General features: G+C 71.7%; 21 protein-coding genes. 6 read left to right on the forward strand and 15 right to left on the reverse strand.

What is annotated here, in order from left to right; all coding sequences use genetic code 11:
* Nucleotides 1-81: 81 nt before the first annotated feature.
* The gene (locus IH54_RS39700) at nt 82-411 is read right to left on the reverse strand and encodes an ATP-binding protein (RefSeq protein WP_324607794.1); all 330 of its coding nucleotides are present in this window, start codon (nt 409-411) and stop codon (nt 82-84) included.
* Nucleotides 412-806: 395 nt separating this feature from the next.
* Here IH54_RS39700 and IH54_RS0114420 point away from each other — a divergent pair, with 395 nt between their 5' ends.
* Together IH54_RS0114420 and IH54_RS0114425 are read left to right on the forward strand one after the other, a co-directional pair.
* Entirely contained in the window at nt 807-1,649 is an 843-nt protein-coding gene (locus IH54_RS0114420) for a helix-turn-helix domain-containing protein (RefSeq protein WP_031516662.1), read from the forward strand.
* An 8-nt stretch (nt 1,650-1,657) separates the two neighbouring features.
* Nucleotides 1,658-1,849: a hypothetical protein gene (locus tag IH54_RS0114425; protein ID WP_031516664.1), complete on the forward strand. Its 192-nt coding sequence runs from the start codon at nt 1,658-1,660 to the stop codon at nt 1,847-1,849.
* 7 nt (nt 1,850-1,856) lie between these two features.
* Here the strand turns inward: IH54_RS0114425 and IH54_RS0114430 are convergent, their stop codons facing one another.
* From IH54_RS0114430 to IH54_RS0114480, 11 genes are all read right to left on the reverse strand, one after another.
* A complete protein-coding gene (locus IH54_RS0114430) occupies nt 1,857-2,099 on the reverse strand; it encodes a hypothetical protein (RefSeq protein WP_031516666.1) in 243 nt (80 codons plus the stop codon).
* A gap of 37 nt (nt 2,100-2,136) precedes the next feature.
* Nucleotides 2,137-2,631, reverse strand: coding sequence for a glycine-rich domain-containing protein (locus IH54_RS39705; RefSeq protein WP_052397427.1), 495 nt, complete (start codon nt 2,629-2,631; stop codon nt 2,137-2,139).
* A gap of 97 nt (nt 2,632-2,728) precedes the next feature.
* The gene (locus IH54_RS0114440; protein WP_031516669.1) at nt 2,729-3,565 is read right to left on the reverse strand and encodes a helix-turn-helix domain-containing protein; all 837 of its coding nucleotides are present in this window, start codon (nt 3,563-3,565) and stop codon (nt 2,729-2,731) included.
* Nucleotides 3,549-4,073, reverse strand: coding sequence for a DUF6879 family protein (locus tag IH54_RS0114445; protein ID WP_031516671.1), 525 nt, complete (start codon nt 4,071-4,073; stop codon nt 3,549-3,551). The genes IH54_RS0114440 and IH54_RS0114445 overlap by 17 nt, the downstream gene beginning before the upstream one ends.
* Nucleotides 4,057-4,263: a hypothetical protein gene (locus tag IH54_RS0114450; RefSeq protein ID WP_031516673.1), complete on the reverse strand. Its 207-nt coding sequence runs from the start codon at nt 4,261-4,263 to the stop codon at nt 4,057-4,059. Before IH54_RS0114450 ends, IH54_RS0114445 begins: the two co-directional genes overlap by 17 nt.
* A 205-nt stretch (nt 4,264-4,468) precedes the next feature.
* Nucleotides 4,469-4,927, reverse strand: coding sequence for a hypothetical protein (locus tag IH54_RS0114455; protein ID WP_031516675.1), 459 nt, complete (start codon nt 4,925-4,927; stop codon nt 4,469-4,471).
* Between the two features lie 303 nt (nt 4,928-5,230).
* Entirely contained in the window at nt 5,231-7,411 is a 2,181-nt protein-coding gene (locus IH54_RS0114460) for a beta-galactosidase (RefSeq protein WP_420711749.1), read from the reverse strand.
* 109 nt (nt 7,412-7,520) lie between these two features.
* On the reverse strand, nt 7,521-8,531 hold the full coding sequence (locus tag IH54_RS0114465) for a LacI family DNA-binding transcriptional regulator (RefSeq protein ID WP_031516678.1): 1,011 nt from the start codon (nt 8,529-8,531) through the stop codon (nt 7,521-7,523).
* 115 nt (nt 8,532-8,646) lie between these two features.
* Nucleotides 8,647-9,597 carry a carbohydrate ABC transporter permease gene (locus IH54_RS0114470; RefSeq protein WP_031516680.1) on the reverse strand — a complete coding sequence of 317 codons (951 nt, stop codon included), beginning with the start codon at nt 9,595-9,597 and terminating at the stop codon, nt 8,647-8,649.
* Complete coding sequence (locus IH54_RS0114475) at nt 9,594-10,646, reverse strand: ABC transporter permease (RefSeq protein ID WP_107060174.1); 1,053 nt, start codon at nt 10,644-10,646, stop codon at nt 9,594-9,596. The genes IH54_RS0114470 and IH54_RS0114475 overlap by 4 nt, the downstream gene beginning before the upstream one ends.
* Before the next feature lie 13 nt (nt 10,647-10,659).
* Complete coding sequence (locus tag IH54_RS0114480) at nt 10,660-12,357, reverse strand: hypothetical protein (RefSeq protein WP_063762297.1); 1,698 nt, start codon at nt 12,355-12,357, stop codon at nt 10,660-10,662.
* 519 nt (nt 12,358-12,876) lie between these two features.
* On the opposite strand from IH54_RS0114480, the gene IH54_RS0114485 reads away from it, so the two are divergent.
* The 4 genes from IH54_RS0114485 to IH54_RS0114500 all read left to right on the forward strand — a co-directional run bounded on the left by IH54_RS0114485 (nt 12,877) and on the right by IH54_RS0114500 (nt 21,518).
* Nucleotides 12,877-15,903: a glycoside hydrolase family 3 C-terminal domain-containing protein gene (locus IH54_RS0114485; RefSeq protein ID WP_420711750.1), complete on the forward strand. Its 3,027-nt coding sequence runs from the start codon at nt 12,877-12,879 to the stop codon at nt 15,901-15,903.
* Between the two features lie 295 nt (nt 15,904-16,198).
* A complete protein-coding gene (locus IH54_RS0114490; protein ID WP_031516688.1) occupies nt 16,199-17,938 on the forward strand; it encodes a TIGR03767 family metallophosphoesterase in 1,740 nt (579 codons plus the stop codon).
* Between the two features lie 105 nt (nt 17,939-18,043).
* Nucleotides 18,044-20,506 carry a glycosyl hydrolase family 95 catalytic domain-containing protein gene (locus tag IH54_RS46160; protein WP_052397428.1) on the forward strand — a complete coding sequence of 821 codons (2,463 nt, stop codon included), beginning with the start codon at nt 18,044-18,046 and terminating at the stop codon, nt 20,504-20,506.
* A gap of 172 nt (nt 20,507-20,678) precedes the next feature.
* Nucleotides 20,679-21,518, forward strand: a complete 840-nt coding sequence (locus tag IH54_RS0114500) for an SAM-dependent methyltransferase (protein ID WP_031516692.1) — start codon at nt 20,679-20,681, stop codon at nt 21,516-21,518.
* 63 nt (nt 21,519-21,581) lie between these two features.
* Here the strand turns inward: IH54_RS0114500 and IH54_RS0114505 are convergent, their stop codons facing one another.
* The 3 genes from IH54_RS0114505 to IH54_RS0114515 all read right to left on the reverse strand — a co-directional run bounded on the left by IH54_RS0114505 (nt 21,582) and on the right by IH54_RS0114515 (nt 26,028).
* Nucleotides 21,582-22,064 carry an ATP-binding protein gene (locus IH54_RS0114505; RefSeq protein WP_052397429.1) on the reverse strand — a complete coding sequence of 161 codons (483 nt, stop codon included), beginning with the start codon at nt 22,062-22,064 and terminating at the stop codon, nt 21,582-21,584.
* Nucleotides 22,065-22,381: 317 nt separating this feature from the next.
* On the reverse strand, nt 22,382-22,525 hold the full coding sequence (locus IH54_RS45510; protein WP_159011834.1) for a hypothetical protein: 144 nt from the start codon (nt 22,523-22,525) through the stop codon (nt 22,382-22,384).
* Nucleotides 22,526-22,800: 275 nt separating this feature from the next.
* On the reverse strand, nt 22,801-26,028 hold the full coding sequence (locus IH54_RS0114515) for an AfsR/SARP family transcriptional regulator (RefSeq protein ID WP_031516697.1): 3,228 nt from the start codon (nt 26,026-26,028) through the stop codon (nt 22,801-22,803).
* Nucleotides 26,029-26,195 lie beyond the last annotated feature (167 nt).

Genomic DNA, 26,195 nt, shown 5'->3' on the forward strand with positions numbered 1-26,195 from the left:
GGTCCCGGCGGGGCCAGCAGACACTAGGCGTGACCAGGGGCGACGGTCAAGATCCTGCCCCCGTCCCGCCCGAGTAGCCGGTCACTCCCCCCGCGCCGACCCCGCACCCCGGCCGCCCCCTTCCTCACCCCCGACCCGCAGCCCGGCGACAACAGCTTTGCCGCACACCGGCCGCGGGACGACACCCCACGCGGCGGCGTAGGCGTCCACGAGCAGCAGCCCGCGTCCGCTCTCCGCGCCCGGCGCGGGGCGGACGGCGATGGGGACGCTGTGTCCCGGGTCGGAGACGGCGAGCCAGTAGTGCCCGTCGGCGGACCACAGCACTACTTCGACGACCTCGTCGGCGCGCGGGTCGGCGCCGTGCCGGACGGCGTTGGTGCCAGCTCGCTGGTCACGAGCCCGAGGTCGCACCGCAGCTGCGACGTCAGGCTGGCCGGGAGGGCCTCTGCGACCGCGCGACGGGCGCGGGGGACGGAGGCCGGTTCGGCGGGGAAGCGCCATAGGCGCGGGACGGCGGGGATGTCGGGCATGGCCAACTCCGTTGGGCTGAGGGTGGATTACCGCAGACGGATGGTGAGCCGGTGGCATGCCGCCCTGGTCGCGGGCGCACCCTCCCCAGGGCAGGAGGGCGCGCTCACGCGGTGCGCTTCCGGAGTTGCGGTGCGTCGCCTGCGCGTAACGCAACGCTAGCGAAGTTCGGGGCACCGCGCCATCAAGTCTGTGGCAAATTGCCTCAGAAGGTTGGACCGGCAGTGGTGCAGCACGGCAGACTGAGGCGGAAAACCGGCGAAAGGACGGCAACGGCGATGCGCGAACCCACCGCGCGGCAGCAGCGGCTCGGCGCGGAGCTGCGCAAGCTCCGTCTCGCGGCGGGGCAGAGCACCGAGTACGCGGCCCGGCTGCTCGGTCTGGACAGAGCCAAGATCTCCAACATGGAGGCGGGTACACGTGCGGCCAGCCCTGAGCGGGTCCGCACGCTGGCCAGCAATTACGACTGCGTCGACACTGTCTACATCGAAGCTCTCGCGGAGATGGCCGAGCCCGAGGAACGCGGCTGGTGGGAGGAATACCGTGGAAAGCTCCCCTCGGGCATCCTCGACATCGCGGAGCTCGAATGGCACGCCACCCGCCTGCTGACCGGCCAGATCGTCCATGTGCCCGGGCTGCTGCACACCGAGGACTACGCTCGCGCGGTATTCAACGCCGGGCTTCCGCCGATGTCCCGCCTCGAAGTCGAACTGCGCGTCCAACACCGCCTCGAACGCCAGCGCGTGCTGGAAGCACCGCGGTCCGTCCCGTACGTGGGATACGTTCACGAGGCCGCATTGCGCATGCGCTTCGGCGGCCGCAAGACCGCGCAACAGCAACTCGACCACCTGAGCGCAATGTCCGAACACCGTCACATCACTGTGCGCGTCATCCCGGTGACCAGCGACGGCTTCCCCGGCGCGGGACACGCACTGCTCTACGCAGAAGGTCCTGCACCGCAGCTCGACACCGTGCAACTCGACTCCACGCACGGAGCGGAGTTCGCCCACGCCGAAGCGCAACTGGCCAAGTACCGCGCCCACCTGGCGTGGATGGACGAGCACTCGCTGAGCCCCGGGAAGTCCCGCGACCTCATCCACGCCATCGCCCGCGAGCTGTAGGGAAAGTCATGCCTCACATCACCTGGGAAGCCCCCTTCTGCGCGGAGGGCAACAACTGCTTCCGCCTCGGCACGGACGCCGCCGGGAACGGCTACATCGCTGTGGCCGGCGCCGAGGACCGGCCCATCACCGATTCCGTGGCCGCCTTGCGGGCCCTGATCCTGGAGATCAAGGCCGGCAAGGCCGACCACCTGCTCTAGCCGCAGATCACGTGGCCGGGGGCGGGACCACGAAGCCGCGCGCCGGGCCGGGAGGGCGCCCGCCGTCGGGGAAGCGGGTGGCGAGCGACGCAAGGGCGTCGGGCGTGATGTCGCGGCGGGTGGCGGGGGCGGCGGAGTCGTAGACGCGCCACGGGCCTTCCGGTCGTACCGGGTCCTCGGGGGCGACGACGCCGGGGATGCCCAGGCGTCGCAGCAAGTCTTCGACCCTGCGGGCCTGTTCGGCGTTCATGCGTACCCTCCTCGCTTGCCTGACGGCGACCGCCAGACTACTCACCGTCCCCTCCTCCGCCCGAGCAGTGAGACGCGCAGTTGCCGGGATTGATCGGCCCGCAGCCGCCCGGCTTCGGGGTGTGCGAGCAGTTCGCGGCCACGGGAACCAGCGTGCCGGACGGCCCGGTCCACAGGGCGCTGTCCACCGTGTGGCCGGCTTCTTCGATCACCTCGATGGTGCGGGTAAGGGCCTGGGAGTCGTGGCGTCCGGCGTCGGGCCGCTCAGGCCAGTGGTGCACGAAGCGTCCCAGTCGGCCGCACAGTGCCTCGTAGAGGTTGGTGTGCAGGATCAGGGCGTGCCATCCCTCGTCCACGACGTTGGACGGGGTGATCCGCGTGTTCGGGAACTGCGCGGCCGCGTCCACGAACTTGAGCGCTTCCGTGACGATGCGCTCCGCGGTGCCCTCCTCCATGCCGTCGTTGTTGCCGATAACGGTTGCCACGACACCCTGGAACGCTGCCGGGGTGAGTAACGTGTGGACATCTGTCATGGCTGACCTCCAGATTTCGCCTCGCGAACGGTGGGCGTACCGATGGTCCATCGATTTGCGGGTGGCATCGACGACGATTCGCGTTCTCGACTAAAGATCAGCTTCGGCATTCCCCTGCCCAGGCGGCAAGGTGCTCCCGGGCCAGGTCGCCGAAGAGTGCGTGGGATTCATAGCCGGTGAAGCGGCGGATCAATTCCTCGACATCCCTCCTGTCGCGGAACACGATCGCGCCAAGATCCAGTTCCGCGGTGGCCAGCGACTCGTCGTAAACGGTGAAGGTGTTCAGTGCGCCGGACGTGTAATGGGTGCCTGAAGGAATGACGCCGATCCGAATGTTCGGCTGATGGGACAGAGAGGCGAGTCTGTCGATCTGGAGGGCGAGCAGGTCCGGCGGCACGAGCGGGTAGCGGACCGCGTGCTCGGTCAGCAGGAACGTGAACCGTTTGGAGCGGTCGAAGAGTACGTGCTGCCGCTCAAGTTTCATGGCCACCGCCTTGGCCTGCTGCTCGGCAGGGGCCTGGGAGAGGCTGGCGCGAACGTATTCGGGTGTCGCCAGCAGGCCTGTGGTCATGGAGAGCATGAAATACCGGAACGTCGAGGAGGAGGCTTCGAGCGCCGCAAGCTGCAGTTGCTTCTTGTCGATTCCCTTTCGGCGCAGTGCCCTCCCGTCCTGCCACTCCGTCTGAGTGACGCGGGCCAGCTCCATCACTCTGGCGGCGACCTCGGCGGGCGCGTCCAGCCCGCGCAACAGCTGCTCGACGTCCACGAGGGACGGGCGGCTCTTGTTCCCCTCGATCCGGCTGATCTTTGACTGGGACATGTTGCAGCGCACGGCGAGCCGGACTCCGGAGAGCCCGGCTTGCTTGCGGAGCTGCTTGAGCGTGGCGGCCAGTTCGCGCCCCGACCGGTCCAGATGCTCAGGCTCGATGGCCACCGTTCACGTACTCCTGGAAGGGCACCGACTCCGCGACCGCGATGCGCTGGTATTCGAGGTAGGGCTCCGGGTCGGCGTCGATCAGCTCGCGGTCGATCTGCGTGCCGTCCGCCGCGTAGTTCATGAGGACGACGTGCTGCCCGTCGAAGATCCAGAAATCCTGTACGCCGTCGAGCGGGTTTTCGCGGTCGGTCACGTCGAGAATCCGGATGTCGTCACCGGCACGCGAATGGGCCTCGTAGTACATGAACTCGAAGCGGAGGTAGTTCGTGAGGGGGCGAGTGACGACGTGGACTCGGCCCTTCGTCTTTCCGGCTGCCCGGACCCTCGCCAGGCCGTCGGTGTAGGGGGAGGAGTAGGTGAGCGGATCGATGCGGTGTCCCGTTAGGAAGTCCCGGAGGTCTCCGTCCTCGCTGGGGACCCGGTAGAAAGGCAGCGTTTCGAGACGCCACGCCTCGCTCGTGAAATCCCGGACCATGGACCTCCAGGATTCACCATCCAAGAGCACGGACGGCCTCCCTCAGCACGCTCTCCGGGATCTCGACCAGACCCTCGCCTTCCGGCAGAACGAACGCCGAGGACGCCTCTCCCTGGAAGAGGAACGAGCCGCTCGCCGTCCGGTAGACATTCGGGCAGTCGTCGTTGTTGCAGTTGCCACTTCCGTTGCCGGTGAGGCGGGTCAATTGCTCACGGGTCATAGGGGCCACCTTCTGTGCCGGGTTTCACCGCTGGCGGCACGACGTTACGGCGTCGCCGTCCCGACCGTCCATGCCGGAACGCGACTATGCGCGTCTTTGCATAAGCACGCTCGGGCGGCCGTGTCGAGGTAGCAACGGAGTCAGAGGGGCGCCGCGTACCGGTCGATGACGTGGTCCGCGCGGGGCATGGTGGCTGCGGGTGGGGCTACTTGCAGAGCTGGTTCTCCAGCTGCGCCTGGTAGACCTCCATCGTGCTGTCGGGGGTCGGAGGCCCGTAGAAGCTGTTCTCGGTCTGGGATTCGAGGGGCTCGAGGCTGGCGATCAGGGTGTCCATGGCCTTGCGGAGCTCGGGGGTGATGTCCTTCGCTTCCAACTCGGACGTGTGCAGGCGCCATTGGTTGACGTCGGCGTGGACCTGTGCGATGTACGTGGCCTGCATGGGGTCGGTGAAGGGCCCGCTCCTGCTGTTGAGCGGGCGGGCCAGTTCGAGGTTGGAGCGGATGTCCGGGACGTAGCGCTGGGCGTCGAGGGTGGCGTCCAGGCAGACCTGGATCTGGTCGGCGGGCTTGTCCTTGCCGCTGGAACCGCCGGAACCGCCGCCGCATGCGGTCAGGCCGGCCGTGGTGACGAGCAGGGCGGCGATGGCCGCGGGTGCAGCGCGCATGGTGGATTCCCCCGTGTCCCCCGAGATTTCGGGGACAGTATGGCCGAACGGGCGGTGCGGCGGGGGGCGAACGCGTCAGGCGGAGAGGAAGGTCGGGGGCGATCTCCGGTACGTGGGCGCGGAGTTGGCGCAGGGCCCCGGCGGGGGTGCGCGTCGTACGGGGATGCTGTCAACCGCTGGGTGGGGCGCGGGCCAAGGGCCGGCTCAGCAGGTTCGCCGCGGCCGCCCGCGCCTCCGGACAACGCACCCCGCGCGGGGACCGGCGCACCGCCCCGGCGTGGGTCGGGGCGGTGCGCCGGCCGGTCAGGAGGACCCGGGAGAGTCCTGGCGGAGGATCGCCGTGCCGCCCGGGGGGAGGGTGAGGCCGGCCGGGGGGATGGCGCGGGCGGTCAGGAGGTCGTGGCCCGAGGCGGGGACGGTGATCGGGGCGGCGGTGTGGTTGATCAGGAAGAGCCAGCTGCGGTCGCCGGACGGGGCGTGGCGGCGGACCGCCTCGACGCCCGGGGGGACGGCGGTCTCCGGGCGGACGCCGGATTCGGTGAGCAGCCGGGCGACGAGGGCCGCGTACGAGGGGTCGTCGAGGCGGGTGGAGTCGTACCAGGCCGTGCCGGAGCCGTACGCGTGGCGGGTCAGCGCGGGCTCGCCCGCGAGCGCGCCCTCGGTGTAGGAGGCGACGGCGTCGGCCGGGTCGGTGAGGCGGAGCAGCTCGCTCCATTCGGTGGCGTGCGAGCCGTCGGAAAGAGGTGTGGTCAACTCCGCGTCCAGCGGGCGGTATTCCTCGACCCGCACACCCAGCGCGACGCGCAGCGGCTCCGCCGGGTAGCCGCCGAGCCGCGCGTGGTGGCGCTCGTCGACAACGCCCGCGAAGTGCTGGACGAGGAGCGTGCCGCCGCCGTGGACGTACGCCCGCAGGCGCTCGGCGGCGGCGTCGGAGAGCAGGAACAGCGCGGGGGCGACGAGGAGTCGGTAGCGCCCGAGGTCCGGGTCGTCCGGGTGGGCGAAGTCCGCGGTGACCCCGGCGTCCCACAACGCGCGGTGCGCCCGGCGCAGTTCGCGGTGGTAGTCAAGTGACGCGGACGGCAGCCCCTGCCCGTCGAGCGCCCACCAGCTGTCGGAGTCGTGCAGCACCGCAACGCGCGCCCGTACGACAGAGCCGGCCAGCTCGCCGAGCCGGGCCACCACCGTGCCGGCGTCGGTCACTTCGCGGAAGACCCGGGAGTCGGGCCCGGCGTGCGGGACCATCGCGGAGTGCCAGATCTCGGCTCCGGCGCGGGACTGGCGCCACTGGAAGAAGAGTGCGCCCTCCGAGCCGCGGGCAATGTGCGCGAGGGTGAGGCGCAGCAGATCGCCGGGCTCCTTGGGCAGCGTGCGGTCCGCGGTGTAGACGGTGTTGGCGCCCTGCTCGATCAGCAGCCACGGCTTGCCGCCGCCGAAGGAGCGGGCGCGGTCGGCGCCGAAGGCGGTGTCGGCGGCGGCGTCGATCCCGGGCGCGACGGGGTAGTGGTCGATGCCGACGACGTCGACCTCGCGGCCGAACGCCCACAGGTCCAGCACCTGGTAGCCGGGCACCATCAGGTTGGTGGTGACGGGGCGGTCCGGCGTGGTGTGCGCGCGGATCGCGTCGCGCTGCTCGCGGTACGCGTCGAGCGCGAGGTCGGACCAGAACCGCCGGTAGTCCAGGGCGAGTCCGGGGTTGCGGTGCCATTGGGTGGCGCGCGGCGGCAGGATCTGCTCCCAGGAGCCGTAGCGCTGGCTCCAGAAGGCCGTGCCCCAGGCGTCGTTGAGCGCGTCGAGGGTGCCGTGCCGGGCGCGCAGCCAGACCCGGAAGGCCGCGGCGGCGTGGTCGCAGTGGCAGACGGTGGCGTATTCGTTGTGGACGTGCCACATCGCCACGGCCGGGTGGTCGCCGTACCGCTCCGCCAGCGCGGTGGCGATCCGCACGCAGGCCTGCCGGTAGGCGGGCGCGGCCAGGCAGTAGGTGTCCCGGCTGCCGTGCGTGAGGCGTACGCCCTCCGGGGTGACGGGCATCGCGTCGGGGTGCGCGAGGGTGAACCACGGCGGCGGCGAAGCGGTGGGCGTGGCGAGGTCGACGCTGACGCCCCCGGCGTGCAGCCGGTCCAGGTGGGCGTCGAGCCAGCCGAAGTCGTAGCGGCCCTCCTCCGGTTCGATCAGCGCCCAGGAGAAGACGCCGACCGTGGCGAGGTTGACGTGCGCCCAGCGCATCAGGAGGTCGTCCTCCTTCCACACGGCCTCGTCCCACTGCTCGGGGTTGTAGTCGCCGCCGAAGGCCAGCCGCCCGCCGAGCCGCCGCACCACGCCGCCCATTCCGCCGGAGGCCAGGTCGGAGGTCCCGCGCCCGGTCCCGCCGCCGGTTCCCCGCCCGGCTGCGCCGGAGGTCCCGCCGGAGGTCCCGCCGCCGGTTCCCCGCCCGGCTGCGCCGGAGGTCCCGCCGGAGGTCCCGTCGTTCGTCCCGTTGCTGGTCATGACGTCGACTCCGGTTCTCCGAGGGCGGGTTCCGCGCCGGGGCGGCGGAAAGTGGGCATGGCGAGGCCTTTCGGGGACGTGGGGAGCACCGGAGTCGTAGGAAGGGACTTCAGCGCACGGGCGCCGGGCCCGTGCTCTCGCGCGGGGTGAGCACCGGGGTGAGCAGGCTGACCTCGGCGGTGGACCGGTCCTCCAGCCGGTTCATCACCAACTGCACCGCCTGCCGCCCGAGCTCGTGCGCGGGCCCGGTCACCGCGGTGAGCCGCGGCGAGTACTGCTCGGCCAGCGGCTCGGGGCACAGCGCCACGACCGACGCGTCCTCCGGCACGACCCGGCCGCTGGTGCGCAGCAGGCTCAGCAGCGGACCGATGGCGCCCTCGTTCTGCACCACGAAGCCCGTGGTGTCGGGCCGGTCGGCGAGGATGCGGGACAGCGCTCCCGCGGTGCTCTCGTAACTTCCCTCGCAGGGGCGGTGCAGCACCCGCAGCCCGCGTTCGGCCGCGCGCTCGCGGAAGCCGCTGAGGGTGCGCTCGGCGTATCCGGCGTGCCGCTGGTAGACGCCGGGGGCGTAGCCGATGAAGGCGATGTCCTGGTGCCCGAGGTCGGCGAGGTGCTCGGCGCACAGTGCGCCCGCTCCCGCGAAGTCGTGGTCCACGCAGGCCAGTCCGGTGGTGTCGGCGGGCAGCCCGATGAGGGCGGCGTGCGTGCCGGTCTCGCGCAGGACGGGGATGCGGGCGTCGTCGAGTTCGACGTCCATCAGGATCACCCCGTCGGCGAGCCCGCTCGCGGCGACCCGGCGCAGCCCCTCCGGGCCCTCGTCGTTGGTGATGAGCAGCACGTCGTAGCCGAAGCTGCGGGCCGCGACCGTCACGGAGATCGCTATCTCCATCATCACCGGTACGTAGACGTCGGTACGCAGCGGCACGACCAGCGCGATGATGTGCGAGCGCTTCCCGGCCAGCGCGCGGGCACCCGCGTTGGGGTGGTACCCCAGGTCGCTGATCGCCTTCTCCACGCGCTGCCTGGTCGGGCCGGAGATGGAGCGCTTGCCGCTGAGGACGTAGCTGACGGTGCTCGCGGAGACGCCCGCGTGCTTGGCCACCTCGGCCAAAGTCACCATGCTGGTGAACCCTTCGTGTCGTGCCGCTGGTTGTCCATGGTGTCGCCCGGGGGCCGGTCCCGTCACGCAGCGGGGGAGGGGCGCGCGGGACCGGCCCTGTCTGGGGTGGGCGGCATCAGCCCTTGATCGCTCCGGTGAGCATGCCCTTGGCGAAGTGCTTCTGCATGAAGGGGAAGACGACGGTGATGGGGAGCAGGGTGAGGACCACGACCGCCATCTGCAGCGACAGCGGTGCCGTCTGGGAGTGGCCGGCGACGCCGAAGCCGCTGTTCACCTGGCCCGGCATGTTCATACCCCGGTTGACGTACTCGTAGAGCACCATCTGCAGCGGCCACTTCTCGTGGTCGGCCGGCATGTAGAGCATGGCGTTGAAGAAGGTGTTCCAGTAACCGACCGCGTAGAAGAGGGAGATGACGGCGGTGACCGCCCGGGAGGTGGGCAGCACCACCGACCACAGGATGCGCCACTCGTTCGCGCCGTCCATCCGCGCCGCGTCGATGAGTTCGCCCGCGGTGTTGGAGTAGAAGCTGCGCAGCACCAGGATGTTGAAGACGCTCACCGCGCTCGGCAGGATCAGCGCCCAGTACTGCCCGAGGCCCCCGAGCCCGTTGACCACCAGGAAGGTCGGGATCAGGCCGCCGTTGACGAACATCGTGACGACGAGCAGCAGCAGCAGGAAGCGGTGGCCGAGCGAGCGCGCGCGGGACAGGCCGTACGCGCACAGGATCGACACGACCATCGAGATCGCGGTGCCGACGACGGTGATGCCCAGCGTCACGACCAGCGACTGGCGGACGGTGCTGTCGCGCAGCATCGTGGTGTACGCGTCGAGGGTCAGCCCGTCGGGCACGATGACCAGGCCGCCGGCCCGGTTGATCGCGCCCGGCGTGGAGAAGCTGGTGAGGATCACGCAGTAGAGCGGCAGCAGGATGAGCAGGACCACGGCGCCCAGGGTGAGGCCCTTGACGCCCTGGCCGGCCGCGGACGGCGGCTCCTCCCAGGAGGGGCGGTTCGGATTGCGCCGGCGGGCGGCCACCCGCGCGGGGGGTGCGGTGAGAGTGGTCATTTCCGGTACAGTCCGTCCTCGCCGAAGCGGTGGGCCAGCTTGTTGGCGCCCCAGATCAGCAGCAGCGAGATGACGCTCTTGAAGATGCCCGCGGCAGCGCCGTAGCTGTAGTTCTGGGTCCCGATGCCGTAGTAGAAGGAGAAGGTGTCGAGGACGTCGGCGGCGTCGTGGCCCACGGCGAAGCGCTGGACGAGCAGCTGCTCGAAGCCGACCGACAGCGTGTTGCCGAGCCGCAGGACGAGCATCAGCACGATGACGCTGCGCATGCCGGGCAGCGTGATGTGCCACATCCGCCGCCAGCGGCCCGCGCCGTCGGACGCGGCGGCCTCGTACAGGTTCTGGTCGATGGCCGACAGCGCCGCGAGGAAGACGATGATGCCCCAGCCCGCGTCCTTCCACACCACCTGCGAGGTGACCAGCAGGGAGAAGGTGTGCGGGTTGGTCATCACGTCCCACGTGCCCATGTCGTGCTGGCGCAGGAAGTGGTTGAGCAGGCCCGCGCCGCCCAGCATCTGCTGGAAGAGCGTGACGACCAGCACCCACGAGTAGAAGTGCGGCAGGAAGGTGATGGCCTGGATGACCGACCGCAGGCGGGAGTTGAGGACGGAGTTGAGCAGCAACGCCAGCAGGATCGGGATCGGGAAGAACAGCACGAGCTGCACGGCGCTGATGTAGAGGGTGTTCTCCAGCGCGTGCCAGAACAGCGGGTCGCCGAAGAGCTGGCGGAACTGGTACAGCCCCACCCACTCGCTGTTGCGGATGCCGTCCAGCGGGTCGTAGTACTGGAAGGCGGTGATGGTGCCGAACAGCGGCAGGTAGCTGAAGACGATCAGCAGCGCGATCGCCGGCAGCGTCATCAGGATCAGCGACTTGTCGCGACGCAGCCGGATGCGCCAGGTCAGCCGGTTCTGGTTGGGCAGGGCCGCGAGGGCCTGCCGGGCCTGCCTCCGGGCGGCGCGCCGGGAGGGCTTCCCGGCGCCGCCGCCCTCGGGACCGCCGCCCGGGTGCTGCTGTTCGTCCTCGCCCTGGTCGGCGACGGTCGAGGCCATGGTCGGATTCCCCTTACTGGCCCGTGCCGAGCTTGTCGAGGACGTTCGACTGGTACCAGGCGACCATCGCGTCGCCGCCGCCGCTGCCCTTCCACGTGCTGACCGCGTCCTGGAAGGCCGAGACCGGCTTGATGCCGTGGTAGACGTCCTTGATGGTGTCCTCGACGGCCTGCCCGGCGTCCGCGGTGGCGTAGCGCTGCGGCACGGTGATGTTCATGTTCCAGAACACCGGCTTGTAGGCGTACTTGGCCGCCTCCGCGTTCCAGGCGCAGCGGTCCTTGGTGAGCTGCGGGAAGTCCGGGTTGTTGATGACGTTGACCCCGGTCGCGAGGAAGGGGAACGTCTGCGCCTGGACGTTGGCCAGGCCGGACTTGGTCGGCGTCGGGCCGTTGGCGCCCATCGTGAAGTCGGTGCCCTCGACGCCGAAGTTGACCAGCTGGTATTCCAGCGAGCCGAAGGGCGCCGCGAGGTAGTCGGCGATCCGCAGGCACTCCTCGATCTGCGCCGGCTTGAGCTTGATGTTGAGGTAGCTGAACTCGCCGGCCGAGGCGCTGAGGAAGAGCCGCGGCGCCTTGGTGCCGTCCGCCGAGAAGGGCTTGAACGACCCGCGCCGGTAGTTCTTGTCGGCTGCGACGCCCGCCTGCGCGTCCCCCTCGTTCCAGGCGCCCGTGCCGTCACCGTTGATGAGGGCCTTGCCGGCGTAGAAGCGGGTCTTGGCGTCGTTGTTGTTGCCGGCCAGGGCGTCCGGGTGCATGTAGCCCGACTTGGCGAGCTTGTAGCACCAGTTGAGCGCCTCCAGCAGCTCCGGCTGCTCGTACTTGTGCACCAGCTTGCCGTCGGTGACGACGAACTTCTGCGCGAAGTCGAAGATCTGGAACATGTACGCCCACACGTCGTCGAAGGCCCACACGTTGCCCTTGGCGTTGGTGAGCTCCTTGCCGAGGCTCATGAAGTCGTCGGCCGACTTGACGTCGTCGGGGTTGATGCCCTTGGCCTCGAAGATGTCGGCCCGGTAGAAGAACTGGCCGGGCAGGCCGAAGCCGGTGGAGAAGCTCGGTATGCCGTACAGCTTGTCCTGCCACATGCCGGCCGTCCACGCGCCGGTCGGCAGCGCCGCGAGGTTCGGGTACTTCTTGACCTTGTCGCCCGCGAGGTAGGGCGTGAGGTCCGCGAGCTGGGTGCCGCACAGCTCGCCGACCTTGAAGTTGGAGTTCCACCAGCCAGGCAGCTGAACCCAGTCGGGCAGCTTGCCCGCGGCGGTGAGCGTCGTGATCGTCGTGTCGTACGTGACGCCGTTGGCCGGCTTCATCGTGAGCTTGGCGCCCAGCGCCTCGTTCACGGCCTTGTAGAAGGAGTTGTCCGCCGACGGGATGGTGCCCCACAGCGGGGTCAGCGTGGTGTACTCGCCGCCCGCGCCGGGCTTCACGGCGACGGACTTCGCCGGGCTGGACGGGTACTTGAGGAAGCCCGGGTCCGTGACCGCCCCGGCCGCGCCGGTCGCCGACGGGATGTCGGCCTGGACGGCGTTGTTCGGCACGTACGTCGGAAGGGCCGCGGCGGCGCCCTTCTTGCTGTTCGTGCCGCCCTTGCGCTTGGTCTCGCTGTTCTTGCCCCCGCCACCGCACGCGGCGAGCAGCGGGGACAGCGCGGCGGTTCCGGCGACGGCGACCGCGCCGTTCACAAAGGATCTGCGGTTCAACTCGATGCTCATGATGGGGCGGCCCTTCGCCTGAGAGGTTCCGTGACGAGCGTCGTGCAAGGCAGGTGGGAGAAATCCTGGGCGTCGCAGCGAGAGGGGATGCCGTCCGCATCAATCGAAGCGCTTCGACGTTGCGGCGAGAGTAACGACGGCCTACACGTTCGACAAGTGGTTGTGCAAAAACTTTTTCGCGTTCGCCTCTTCGTCCACGTCAGGACGATTGCGGCTGGTCAAAGCCGGTGAAGCGGGCACAGTAAGGGGTTTCAGAGACTTCGGTGATCAATCCTCGTGACATGGTTGACACGGTCCCGATCCGCATGTCAGCGTCGAAGCGTTTCACTTCGGGTGTGTGTCCGCGTGCTGCCCGGCGCGTGCGCGACGCCCGGCGGTCCGCCCGTCCCGGAGCCGCCCCGGACCGCACACCCGCACGTTCCCTCCCGGTGCTGCCCGCACCCGCACTGCCCACGTACGGCCTGCCCTGTCCTTCTCCAGTCGCGGCCCAACGCCGCACACCGCAAGGGGTTTTCCGCTGTGAGTACCGTCTCCGTGCCCGCCGAGCTGCCCGCCGAGCCGCCCGCGGACCCCGCCGTGCGGCAACTGCCCTTCCGTGACGTGTCGTTGCCGCTCGCCGAGCGGATCGACGACCTGCTCGGCCGGCTCACCCCCGGCGAGCGCATCGCGATGCTGCACCAGTACGCCCCCGGCATCCCGCGGCTGGGCGTGGCCGCCTTCCGCACCGGCACCGAGGCGCTGCACGGCGTGGGCTGGCTCGGCCCCGCGACCGTCTTCCCGCAGTCCGTCGGCCTCGGCGCCACGTGGGACGACGAACTGCTGCACGCGATCGCCACCGCGACCGGCACCGAGCTGCGCGCGTACCACCACCACCGGGCCCCGGCCATCGGCGAGGGCCGTATCAGCCTCCAGGCGTGGGCGCCGGTCGTGAACCTGCTGCGCGACCCCCGCTGGGGCCGCAACGAGGAGGGCTACTCCGAGGACCCGCTGCTCTCCGCGCGGCTCGGCCACGCCTTCTGCCGCGGCCTGGCCGGCGACGACCCGGAGCGGCTGCGCACCGCGCCGGTCCTCAAGCACTTCCTCGCCTACAACAACGAGGACGGCCGCACCACCACCTCCTCCGGCGTACGCCCGCGCGTGCTGCACGAGTACGACCTCGCGGCCTTCCGGCAGCCGGTCGCCGAGGGCTCCGCGACCGGCGTCATGGCCGCGTACAACCTGCTCAACGGCCGCCCCTGCCACGTCACTCCGCTGCTGGAGAGCGAGCTGCGGCGGTGGGCCGAGCCCACGGGGAATGAGCTGTACGTCGTCAGTGACGCCGAGGCGCCGTCCAACCTCGTCGAGGACGAGCACTACTTCGACGACCACGCCGTCTCGCACGCCGCCGCGCTGCTCGCCGGCATCGACAGCTTCACCGACCACGGCGACGACTCCTCCGTGACCGTCGCCCGCGTCACCGAGGCCGTCGACCGCGGGCTGCTCACCGCCGCCGACATCGACCGCGCGGTGCGCCGGCAGCTGTCGATCCGCTTCCGGCTCGGCGAGTTCGACCCGGACGGCGGCCCGTACGCGGACACGCCCTGGTCGGCCGTCGACTCCGCCGAGCACCGCGCGCTCGCCCTGCGGGCCGCGACGGAGGCGGTCGTGCTGCTCAAGAACGCTGCGGGAGAAAGCGGGTCGGGCCCACTGCTGCCGCTGGCGGCGGACGGGAAGCGCGTCGCGGTCGTCGGGCCGCTCGCGGACAGCCTCTTCGAGGACTGGTACAGCGGCACGATGCCGTACCGCGTGACCGCGGCGGACGGGCTGCGCGAGGCCGTCGAGGCGGTCGGCGGCAGCACCGAGGCGATCGAGGGCGTGGACCGCGTCGTGCTGCGGGCGGGCTCGACCGGCGGACTGCTCGGGGCCTTCGGGGCGGATGCCCGGCTGTCGGTCTCTGCCGCCGCCGGAAACGATGACGAGGCGGACGGCGCCGGTGCTTCCGGGGCTGCCGTCGACGCCGCCGGGCCGGACGCGGCGGTGGCCGATGGCGTCGGCGGCGTCTCCGGTGCCGCGCTGTTCGACCTCTTCGACTGGGACCTCGGGGTGCTCACCCTGCGCAACGTGCGCACCGGGCGCTACGCCGGGCTCGTCGACGCGGACGCCTCACTCGCGGCCGACCGCGTCCAGCCCGCGGGGTGGGACGTGCACGAGACCTTCCGCCTGGAACCGGTCGGCGACGGCGGGGCGGTGGCGCTGCGCGCGATCCACGGCGGGCGGTACGCGGTCGTCGACGCGGCGACCGGGGCGGTCGCGATGACCGCCGAACGCGCTGAGGACGCCGAGCACTTCACGCTCACCGTCGTCCGGGACGGGATCGCCCAGGCGGTGGAGGCCGCGGCGCGGGCGGACGTGGCCGTCGTCGTCCTCGGCAACGACCCCATCATCAACGGCCGCGAGACCCAGGACCGCGCCGGGATCACCCTCCCGCCCACGCAGGAGCGGCTGTTGGAGGCCGTCGCCGCCGTGCGGCCGGAGACCGTGCTCGTCGTCATGAGCAGCTACCCGTACGCCGTCGACCGGGCCGAGGCGCACGTCCCGGCCGTGGTGTGGACCTCGCACGCCGGGCAGGAGACGGGGCACGCGCTGGCCGCCGTGCTGCTCGGCGCCGCCGACCCCGCGGGCCGCCTCCCGCAGACCTGGTACCGCTCGGACGACCCGCTGCCCGAACGGCTGGACTACGACATCATCAAGGCGGGCTGGACGTACCAGTACCACCGGGCCGCGCCGCTCCACCCGTTCGGGCACGGGCTGTCCTACACGGACTTCACGCTCTCCGACCTGAGCCTCTCCGCCGACTCCGTCGAGCGCGACGGCACCCTCTCGGCGAGCGTCACCGTCACCAACTCCGGTACGCGCGCGGGCGTCGAGACCGTGCAGCTGTACGTACGGGCGTGCGCCGCCGGGACGTACGAGGCACCGCTCCTGAAGCTCGCCGCGTACGGCAAGGCCCGCCTCGCCGCGGGCGAGTCCGCGCGGCTCACCTTCCCGCTGGCGGCGGCGGAGGCGCTCGCGCACTGGTCCGTACGGGAGGGCGCCTTCGCCGTCGAGCCCGGCGCGTACGAGGTGCTTGCGGGGCGGTCGGCGGGGGTGCTCCCGCTGGGGGCGCCGCTGACCGTCGTCGGGCCGCCGCCCGCACCGCGCACCGTCGTCGGCCGGCGGGTCGCGGCGGTGGACTTCGACGACCACGAGGGGGCTCAGCTCGTGGACGCGACGCGCTCGGCGGGGGACGCGGTCGCGTCCGCGGGGGAGGCCACGCTCGTCTACCGCGCCGCGGACCTGGACGGGGCCCTGACCTTCACCGCGGAGGTCGCGCTGGCCTCCGGCGAGGGGGCCCTGGAGGTGCGGGCTTCCGGGTCGCTCCTGGGGACGCTCACGATCCCCGCGACGGGATCCCGCTACACCTGGACCTCGGTGAGCGTGCCCCTCACCCCGCCGCCGGGCGTCCACGACCTGACCCTCACGATCCGGGGCGGGGCCGGTCTCCGGGGCTTCACCTTCGAGCGGTAACCGCTCGGGGGCCGCGCGTTGCGTGTGCCGCGCGGGTGAGCGTTTTCAGGGGCGCGTGGGAGGTACCCCCACGCGCCCCTGAAGACGCTTGCCCCGCGGTCCAGCCGCACCCTGAAAACGCTCGCCCGGCGGCGCGGGCGCAAGGCCGCTTCCCCCGGCGTGGGGGAAACCGACCGCACCTGGTCAGGACGTGTTCACGTCATGGCCAGCGAGTGCCATGATGCTGGCGCACGGAAATTACCCGCCGGTAGGCGGGGGGTGAGGACGATCCCCGACCGCGTCAGGAGAGTTCGGCATGGCCTCTTACAGCAGGCGCAAGTTCCTCGGTGGTGCCGCGGCGGTCGCCGCGGGGCTGAGCCTCGCGGACAGCCCGTACGCGTCCGCCGCCGCGTACGACCGCGCGCAGGCCACGACCGCCGCACGGGCCGTGCGGGTGGCGGGCACCACGCTGGAGCAGGTCGCGACCCCGGCGGGCGCGGGCCCGTACGTGCGACTGGCGGCAGGGCCGGGGTGGCCGGTCGTGGTGCGGACGGAGCTGGCCGCGGGCGCGGCGGGGCGCGACGACCGCCGCACCGGCCTCGCCTCCTTCGTGCAGTTCACCGACCTGCACCTCGCGGACACCGAGTCCCCCGTGCGGTTCGAGTACCTCGCGCCCTTCATCGACTCGGCGTACCGCCCGCACGAGACCCTGACCGTACGCGGCGCGGCCTCCCTCGTGGACCGGGTCAACGCGCTGGCGGGCGGCCCGTACACAGGTCAGCCCTTCTCGCTCGTGATGGCCACCGGCGACAACACCGACAACCACGAACTGGTCGAGCTGGACTGGTACTTGTCGGTGATGAGCGGCGGCGCGATCACCCCGTCGACCGGCGACACCAGCCGCTACGAGGGTGTGCAGAACTCCAACTCGTCGAACTACTGGAACCCGGAGTCGTCCCTCCAGGACGACTACAAGGCCAAGGGCTTCCCGCAGGTCCCCGGTTTCCTGAGCGCCGCGGGCCGCCCGTTCACCGCGACCGGCCTGCGCACCCCGTGGTACACGACGGTCGGCAACCACGACGACAGCATCGAGGGCACCCTCCCCGACCTCGGCCTGCTGAACTCGCTCTACACCGGCGGCAACAAGATCGAGGGCCTGGACTCCGCGACCGCGGCCAAGCTCGCGGACGCCATCCAGCACGACCCGGCGAGCGCGATCGTGCTGCTCGGCCAGCTCCTCGCGTCCGGCCCGGTCCGCAAGGTCACCCCGGACGCGCGCCGGGCGCCCTTCACTCCCAGGCAGTTCGCTGCCGCGCACCTCAACTCCGCCTACACCGGCTCGGGTCCGTACGGCCACGGCTTCACGCAGTCGGCCGCAGACAGCGGCAAGCTCTACTACACCTTCCCGGTCGCCCCCGGTGTGCTCGGCATCAGCCTGGACACCACCAACCGGGCGGGCTGGGCGGACGGCTCGATCGGCACCGCGCAGCTGAAGTGGCTGGAGTCGGTGCTGCAGGGCAACAGCACGCACTGGTACGACACCGACGGCAACGTGGTGCGGCGCGGCTCGCAGGACCAGTACGTGCTGGTCTTCAGCCACCACACGAGCACGACGATGGGCAACACGCTGCCCGACCCCTACAACCTCTTCGAAGCGCGTCACAGCGGCGCCGAGTTGGTCACCCTGCTCCAGCGCTACCCGAACGTGCTCGGCTGGGTCAACGGCCACACGCACGCCAACCTCATCACCCCGCACGCGCACGCGGTCGCGGAGCGGTCCTTCTGGGAGATCAACACGGCCTCGCACGTGGACTTCCCGCAGCACGCCCGCGTCATCGAGGTGGCCGACAACGGCGACGGGACGCTGTCGCTCTTCACCACGCTCATCGAGTCCGCCGCGCCCTACGCGACCGACTTCGGCGACACCTCCGAGCGGGGCCTCGCGGCGCTCTACCGCGAGCTGTCCTACAACGACCCCTACGCCACGCCCGCCGCCAAGACCGGCGCGGCCGGGGACCACAACACCGAGCTGCTGCTGGCGCGTCCGGGCGCCTGAGCAGCGCGTCGACGTGATCCCGGCGGGGGTTCCGCCATGGCCCCCGCCGGGATCACGGGGGTAGGCTCGCCGCGGCTGGGGAGCTGATGTGGGCAGGGGTTTGCCGTGTACGTGACGCCGGAGCCGTCCTCGCCGGTCTGGTACGACCGCCCGGCCGCGCGCTGGGTCGACGGGCTCCCCGTCGGCAACGGGCGGCTGGGCGCGATGATCTGGGGCCCGCTGCACGACCAGCGGCTCTCCCTCAACGAGGACACCTTCTGGTCCGGTCCGCCGCCCGCCGGCCACCCCGCCGTGCCCGCGGGCCTGCTCGACGACGTCCGCGCCGACCTGCGCGCCGGGCGGCACACCGCCGCGGGGGAGCGGCTCAAGGCGGCGCAGGGCCGCGGCGCGGAGGCGTACCAGCCCGTCGGCGACCTGGTGCTGCGCGTCGCCCGGCAGGGCGGGGGCGGATCAGGGGCCTTCCGCTTCCGCGAGCTGGACCTCGGCCTGGGCGTGGCGCGGCATGTCGCGGACGGGGTCGAACAGACCGTCTTCGCCGACGCCGCCACCGGGCTCCTCGTCATCGGCCTGCACGCCCCCGGCGGCCGCCTCACGGCGGAGCTGAGCTGGCGTACCCCACAACTCCGGCATGACGTACGGGCGGTGGACGGCTGCGGGCTCGCGCTGCTGCTGCACGCCCCCTCGCACGTCGGCGACGACGCCGATCACCGCCCGGTCGTCGAGCACGGCGACGGCGGCATGGCCGCGGCCGCGCTCGCCCACGTGTACTGCCACCCGGGCGAAGGCGACGCGGGCGATGGCGACCCCGGCGACGACGCCGCGGACGGCGGCGGACCAGTTGCCGGCGCGGCGGTCGGCGGCGGGACGGTCGGCGGCGCGGCGGTCGGCGGCGGACCAGTTGCCGGCGCGGCGGTCGGCGGCGGGACGGTCGAGGTCGCGGACGGGAGCCTGCGGGTGCGTGACGCCGCGCGGTGCACGATCCTCGTCGACGTCCGCACGGGCTTCACCGCCTGGAACCGCGCCCCGCGCACCGACCCGGAGGAGTGCCTCGCGCGCGCCGCCGAAGCCGTCGCCCTGGCCCGCGGCCGGGCCGACCTGCTGCCCGCGCACGCGGCCGCGCACGCCGCCGTGATGGGCCGGGTACGGCTGCGGCTCGGCGCCGGCCGGGGAGGCGCGGAGCCGCTCGACGTACGGCTGCGTGCCTCGCAGGCCGGGCCGCGCGACGAGCAACTGGCCGCTGTCCTCTTCGACTTCGGCCGCTACCTGCTGCTGGCGAGTTCACGCCCCGGCACGCAGGCCGCCCATCTCCAGGGGCTGTGGAACGACTCCGTCACCCCGCCCTGGCACTGCGACTACACCGTCAACATCAACACCCAGATGAACTACTGGCCCGCCGAGTCCACGGCGCTGCCCGAATGCCACGGCCCGCTGCTCGACCTGGTCGCCGACCTCGCCGACGCCGGGCGCGGGGTCGCCCGGGAGCTGTACGGGGCGGACGGCTGGACCTGCCACCACAACACCGACCTGTGGCGGGCGACATGGCCCGTCGGTGAGGGCAACGACGACCCTGTGTGGTCCAGTTGGCCGCTCGGCGGAGCGTGGCTCAGCCTCCACCTCGCCGAGCACTGGCGCTACGGCCGCGACCGCCGCTTCCTGCGCGACCGCGCCTGGCCCGCCGCGGCCGAGGCCGCCCGCTTCCTGCTCGGGCTGCTGCACGAGGACCCCGACGACCCCGCGGGCCACCTGATCACCGCCCCCGCCACCTCGCCGGAGAACCGCTTCGCGACCCCGGACGGGCCCGCGTCCGTGGACCGCTCCACCACGATGGACCTCACCCTCGCCCGTGAACTCTTCGGCTTCCTCGCCGAATCCGCCGCCGAGGCCGGCCCCGCCGCCGACCCGGAGCTGGTCGCCGCGGTCACCGCCGCCCTGCGCCGGCTCCGGCCGCCGGGCGTCGGCAGCCGCGGCGAGCTGCTGGAATGGCACACCGAGCACCCCGAGACCGAGCCGCACCACCGGCATGTCTCGCACCTGGTCGGCCTGCACCCCGGCCGCACCCTCACCGACCCGAGGCTGCGCGCCGCCGCCCGCCGCAGCCTGGAGCTGCGCGGCGACGAGGGCACCGGCTGGTCCACCGCCTGGAAGACCGCCCTGTGGGCGCGGCTCGGCGACGGGGCCGCCGCGCACCGGCTGCTCGGGGTGATGCTGCGGCCCGTCGAGGCCGAAAGCGACGGCGGCGGGGTCTACCCCTCGCTGCTGTGCGCCCACCCGCCCTTCCAGATCGACGGCAACTTCGGGGCGACGGCGGCGATCGCCGAGATGCTCGTCCAGTCCCGCGGCTCCGAGCTGCTGCTGCTCCCCGCCGTGCCGCCCGCCTGGCCGGACGGCACGGTCAGCGGGCTACGTGCCCATGGCGCCGTCACCGTGGAGCGGCTGGCCTGGGCGGGCGGCGCCCTGTCGGCGGCGACACTGCGGGCCGCGCGCGACACCACCCTCACCGTCCGCTGGCCCGGCGCCCACCGCACCCTCAGCCTGCGCGCGGGCACCCCGTACGACATCCGCCCGTGAACGCATCACCACGGACGCGGCCTCGGCCACCCGGTCCGAATCGCGGCGACAACTCGCGTACGGTGGGCCCGATGTGACGGATCGGCAGTGACAACGGCGCCGCTGTTCAGCGCGGCCCACCCGGGACAGGCCGGGAGGGGCGGGCGGCGCCCCGCAGCGAAGGGATGCACGCATGTCCGAGGACCTGGCCCGCCCCGACGTCGACGGCGCGGACGGCGAACCGCCCCTGATAGACACGAGCATCGCGCACTCCGCGCGCGTCTACGACTTCATCCTCGGCGGCAAGGACAACTACCAGGTCGACCGCGAGGCGGCCGAGCAGATGCTCGCCGGCTGGCCGAACCTGCGCACCTCCATGCGCGAGAACCGCAAGTTCATGCACCGCGCGGTGCGTTACGCCGCCGAGCAGGGCATCGACCAGTTCCTGGACATCGGCACCGGCATCCCGACGTCGCCCAACCTGCACGAGATCGCACAGGAGGTGAACCCCGCGGCGCGCGTCGTCTACGTCGACAACGACCCGATCGTCTTCGTGCACGCAGCCGCCCGGCTCACCGGCACCCCCGAGGGCAGGATCGCCTACCTGCGCGCGGACATGCACGACCCCGAGGCGATCGTCGCCTCGCCCGAGGTGACCGGGACGCTGGACCTGAGCCGTCCGGTGTCGCTGTCGCTCATCGCCGTCCTCCAGTTCGTCCTGGACAAGGAGGAGGCGTACGCGCTCGTCCGCGGCTACCTCGACCGGCTCGCCCCCGGCAGCATGCTCACCATCACGACGGTGACCACCAACACCGACCCGGACGACGCGAGGACCGTCACCGCCGAATACACCAAGCGCGGCCTGCCGGTCCGCGACAGCACCCGCGCGGACGTAGAACCCTTCTTCGCCGGGCTGGAGTTGACCGAGCCCGGTGTCACCCTCATCCACCGCTGGCTCCCCGAGCCCGGCACGGAGGACTCCGTCCGTGACGACGAGGTGGCGATGTACGCGGGCGTGGCCCGCAAGCCGTAACCGAGCCCGTCCGGCTGCCGTCCGCCCCGCGCCGCACCCCCTGTGCGCGGGGCGTTCGCGCCCCTACCTCTGCGGGATCAGCTCGGCGCCGACGATCCGACCCCCGCACGGGGCCTCGGCGACGTCCCACCGCGCGCAGAGCGCGTCCACGAGCAGCAGCCCGCGCCCGTCCACGTCCCCCGGCCCGGGCTCGCGCCGCTCCGGCCTGTCCGGCGTCCCGCCGTGGTCCTCGACCTCCAGCCGCACGCGTACGCCGTCGAAATGCACCCGGCACTCGAAGACCGGACTCGCGGTGTGCCGCACGGCGTTGGTCGTCAGCTCGCTCACCAGCAGCGCCGCGGTCTCCACGGTGTCGGGGTCGCACCCCGCCCCACCCAGATACGCCCGCACCCGCCGCCGCGCCACGGAAACGGCCTCCCCCCGCGCGGGCAGAGCGAACCCCAGCCCGGCGGTCATCCCGCCCCCCGGCCGGAAAGCGGACGCCGTGGCCGTGCCGGACGATCCGACACCGGACCGCCGCGGGTAGTCGTTGCTCGGTAAGGCCACGGTGTGCGTTCCTCTCAACGGGAGGCGTGCGTGCCAGGCGTTCGGGCGGCGCGCGGTGACGCCACGTCACTATATGCCCACGGGCAACGCAAGTTGGCAAGGAACACTGTGTAATTTGCAGATCCGGAAGTCCACAGACTGTTGCGAGCGGGCCGCTGCGCGGGGATTTCGACGGGGGTGGCCGGAATGCCCGCAGGGACGACCTGCGCTGCGAGCCCGCTGGGGCTGAACTCGGTGCCGTGCCTGATGCGTTGCCGTGCCTTCGGGGTGCGGTCGGGCTGCGTACCCGCCCCGGTCCGGCTGTGCCCGGCCGGTGGTCAGAGGGGTCGGCCGCCGAGCATGATGCACTCGTCCTCGTGCATCCCGGACGAGGTGTCCGAGGCGTCCTTGACCGCGAGGCTCGCGGTGTGCAGCGCAATGGCCGCCGAATGTGCCGCAGGCGCTTGACTTGCCGCTGGCATATGCCTGAGACTTACCACTGTCGGAGTTGAAGGCTCGGGGTTTGCCGCTGTGGCGGCATGGGTCGTGGCGATGGACGCCAGGATGCCGATGGACGCTGCGACGACGATTTTTCTGCGTGCCTTTTGCATGACGTTCCTGGGGTGCTCGTGATCACTTGCGAGTGGATCAATGTACCCCTGTTCTAATCTGCGCGCAAAGCAGTCGAACCCCGATGCTCGTTTGCGGGGTATTGCCCATTTTTGGCGTCGTCGGAAACGCTTCCGTCATGCATGGGTCAATGGGGCAGTCGGTCGCGCAGCTCCATTAATCGATGGCCAATGGCGCTCGTCTCCCGGTGCTTCCTTGCCTGCGCGACATCGAATGCGTGTTGCAATAACGCGTAGGCGTCGGGCAGTGCCCCGGAAGTGCGCCGGACTTCCGCGAGCAGAACATGGGTCTCGACGACCTCGTCCGAATCCTGGGTCCGGGAGGCCAGGGCCAGGGCTGCCTGTGCATGGAAGGCTGCGCCGCCGAGCCGGCCTGCGTCGCAGTCGAGTTGGGCGAGTCCCCGCAGGGCTTGAATTTCCTGGCGTGCTGCGCCGATTTCCTGGGCCAGTCCGAGTGCTTCGGTGAAGTTCGTTTCGGCTTGACGGCTGTCGCCATGAGCCCGGAATGCTCTGCCCATACTGATGAGCGTGCCCGCCCGGCCCTTGCTGTCGGCAAGGGATTCGAATACCGTAAGCGCCGCCCTGCACAGGTCAAGAGCCGCATCCGATTCGCCGAGTTCGGTGAGAACGTCTGCCAGGCCACTGCGGGCGGTCGCTTGTGCGTGCCTGTTCCCGGAACGGTCGAGCCGGGAGACGGCCTCTTCGAATACTTCGCGGGCGTGGTCGAGCTCGCCTTTTCTGCGCAGAAGGTCGCCGATATTGTTGAGCGTCACAGCGTCGTATCCGGTGTTTCCGGTTTCCGCGAATCCCCGTCGAGCCTCCTGGAGGTGGTCGAGCGCGCGGTCGTTGTCGCCCAGGTGCAGCAGTGCAACGCCGAGGTTGTTGTGCAGCCGGGGCATCAGCCACTTGTCGCCGGAGCTCTGTGCGATCGCGTACGCGCGCTGAAGGTGCTCCAGGGCGGTCGTGTGCTCCCCGCGGTACCAGCACAGCGTTCCCACCGCCCGAAGGGCCTCCGCCTCCGCGGCCGTGTCCGCCAGCTCCACCGCCAGGTCGAGTGCACTGCGGGCGGCGTCGGCGGCGCGGTCGTACTGGGCCGTGCTGGCCAGCGCGTCGGACAGGCGCAGGTGCGCGCGGCACAGGTGTGGGGTGGAGGCGTCCGCGGGCCAGTGGGCCACCGCGCAGGTGAGGAGTTCCACGGCGATCGGCCAGTAGCACTCGGCGTTCAGGTATCCCGAGAGGGAGAAGGCGAGTTGGGCTGCAAGGGCGGTATAGCCGCGCGCCAGCGCCATACGCTCGACCGCGAGCACGTTTTCCCGCTCCGCCGCCAGCCAGGCTATTGCTGCGGCGGCGTCGGCGAATCGCGGCAGCGATCCCGCGGCCTCGCCGGATATCCGCGGCTCGCGGCGGTACGCGACCCGGTCCGCCTCGTCCACCGCCTGGACGTAGTAATGGGCCAGACGCAGAACGATGTGCTCGCGCAGCGGCTCGTCGTCCTCGCTCGTCACTAATTGCACGGCGTATTCGTGCAGAAGATCATGAAACGTGCACCGATCTGCCACGGGTTCGCGCAGCATGTGCGCCGAGAGCAGCCCCTCGATCAGGTTTTCCGCCGCCCCCGGTGCGACGTTCAGGATCGCCGCCGCCACCGGGACGGTGATGTCCGGGCCCGGGTGGAGGCTCAGGCGGCGGAAGGCCTGGCGTTGGGGGAGGGGGAGGCCCAGGTAGGAGAGCTGGAAGGCGGGGCGCAGGGCGGTGCCGTCCGTGTCGTGGATCTGGTCGAGGCGGTCGGGGCCGGTGAGGCGGTCGTGGAGGGTGGCCAGGGTCCAGGCGGTGCGGGCCTGGAAGCGGTTGGCCACCAGCTCGATCGCGAGGGGGAGGTAGCCGACGAGGTGGACGATGCGGGCCACCGCGTCGTCGTCGGCCGTGCGGTCGTCGCCCGCGAATCGGCGGAAGAGGGCGGTCGCGTCCGCCGGCGGGAGGACGTCGAGGTGGAGGGCGCGTGCGGCCGGCAGGCCGGTGAGGTGGCGGCGGCTGGTCAGGATGATGAGGGAGGGCGTGCCGTGCGGCAGCAGCGGGCGGACCTGTGCCGCGTCGGCGACGTCGTCGAGGACGATGACTGCCCGCCGCTCCGCCAGCGTCGTACGCCACAACTCGGCCAACTCCCCGACGTCGAGGGGCAGCTCGGCGGACGGTGTGCCGAACTCCCGCAGCAGCCGGGTGAGCGCGTCCGCGGCGGTCATGGGCTCCTGGACGGCGGAGTGGCCGCGCAGGTCGAGGCACACGCAGCCGTCCGGGTAGCTCGCGGCGAGCGCCGCCGCGCTCTGCACCGCGACCGCGGTCTTGCCGATGCCGCCCATGCCGCTCACCGACTCCAGGGCCACCACGGCGCCCGCCGCCGAATTCGCCGGTGTGCCGAACGCGGCGGTGAGCAGCCGGAGTTCGGTCTGCCGTCCGATGAGCGGCGGCTGGTTCGGCAGGCTGCGCGGGACGTGCCGTACCGCGGGCTCGGCGGGTGGCGCGGATGGTCCGGAGGGCGTGGCGGGCGGCGCGGACGCTCCGGAGGGCGTGGTGGCCGGCGGCGCGGGCCGGGGCGCGACCGCCTCCCGTATCAGCTCCTCCACCGGCTTCTGGCGCAGCACGCCCACGTAGATGCGCTTCAGCGCGTCCCCGGGCCGCGTCCCGTACTGCTCCATCAGCACCTGCCGGGCCCGGTCGTAGACGCGGAGGGCGTCGGTGTACCGCTCGCTGCCGTAGTAGGCGAGGGTGAGGAGGCCGAGGAGCGTCTCGTCGTCCGGGTGCTCGGCGACGAGCAGGTCGAGGTCCGGGACGAGGTCGCGGTAGTGCCCCAGGCGCAGGCCCAGGGAGATGCGGGAGGTCGCGGCGGCCAGCCGGCGTTCGCCGAGCGAGCGGCGTACGGTCTCGGCCCAGTGCCCGGTCAGGCCGGTCAGGGCCTCGCCCTGCCAGAGGTCGTCGGCCTCGCGCAGGAGGCGGATCGCGGCGGTGTCGTCGGCCTGGGCGGCGAGGCGCAGCAGGTGCTGGAAGCGGTGCCGGTCGACGGCGCCGGGATCGGCCTCCAGGACGTACGCGTGGTCCCGGCGGGTGATGCGCGGGGCGTCCGGGGTGCGGGCGGCCTTGCCCAGCCGGCCGCGCAGCCGGGACACGTACGAGTGCGTGCTCTCCCGCGCGTGGGCGGGGGCGGCGCCGTCCCAGAGGCGGCCGATGAGGGTGTCTATCGGGACCGGGCGGCCGACGTCGAGGGCCAGCGCGGCGAGGACGGTGCGCTCCTTCGGCGAGCCGAGCGCGAGGCGTTGGCCGCCGGTGTGCACCGCCACCGGACCGAGCAGTCGGAAATCCACCAGCGCCCGCCTTCCCCCGGCTGGCCGTCCTTCAATCCCCGCTGGTCTTCCTTGATGATGAGCATGACACGAACGTGCGAATGGTCACCAGAGACCGTGGACGGGCTGGCCGAATAGCTGCTGCCGGCGGCCCGGGTGTCCGTCTCTTGTGCGCCGCGCGCGCGTTG

Source organism: Streptomyces sp. NRRL F-5123 (genome assembly GCF_000721495.1).
Taxonomy (GTDB): Bacteria; Actinomycetota; Actinomycetes; order Streptomycetales; family Streptomycetaceae; genus Actinacidiphila.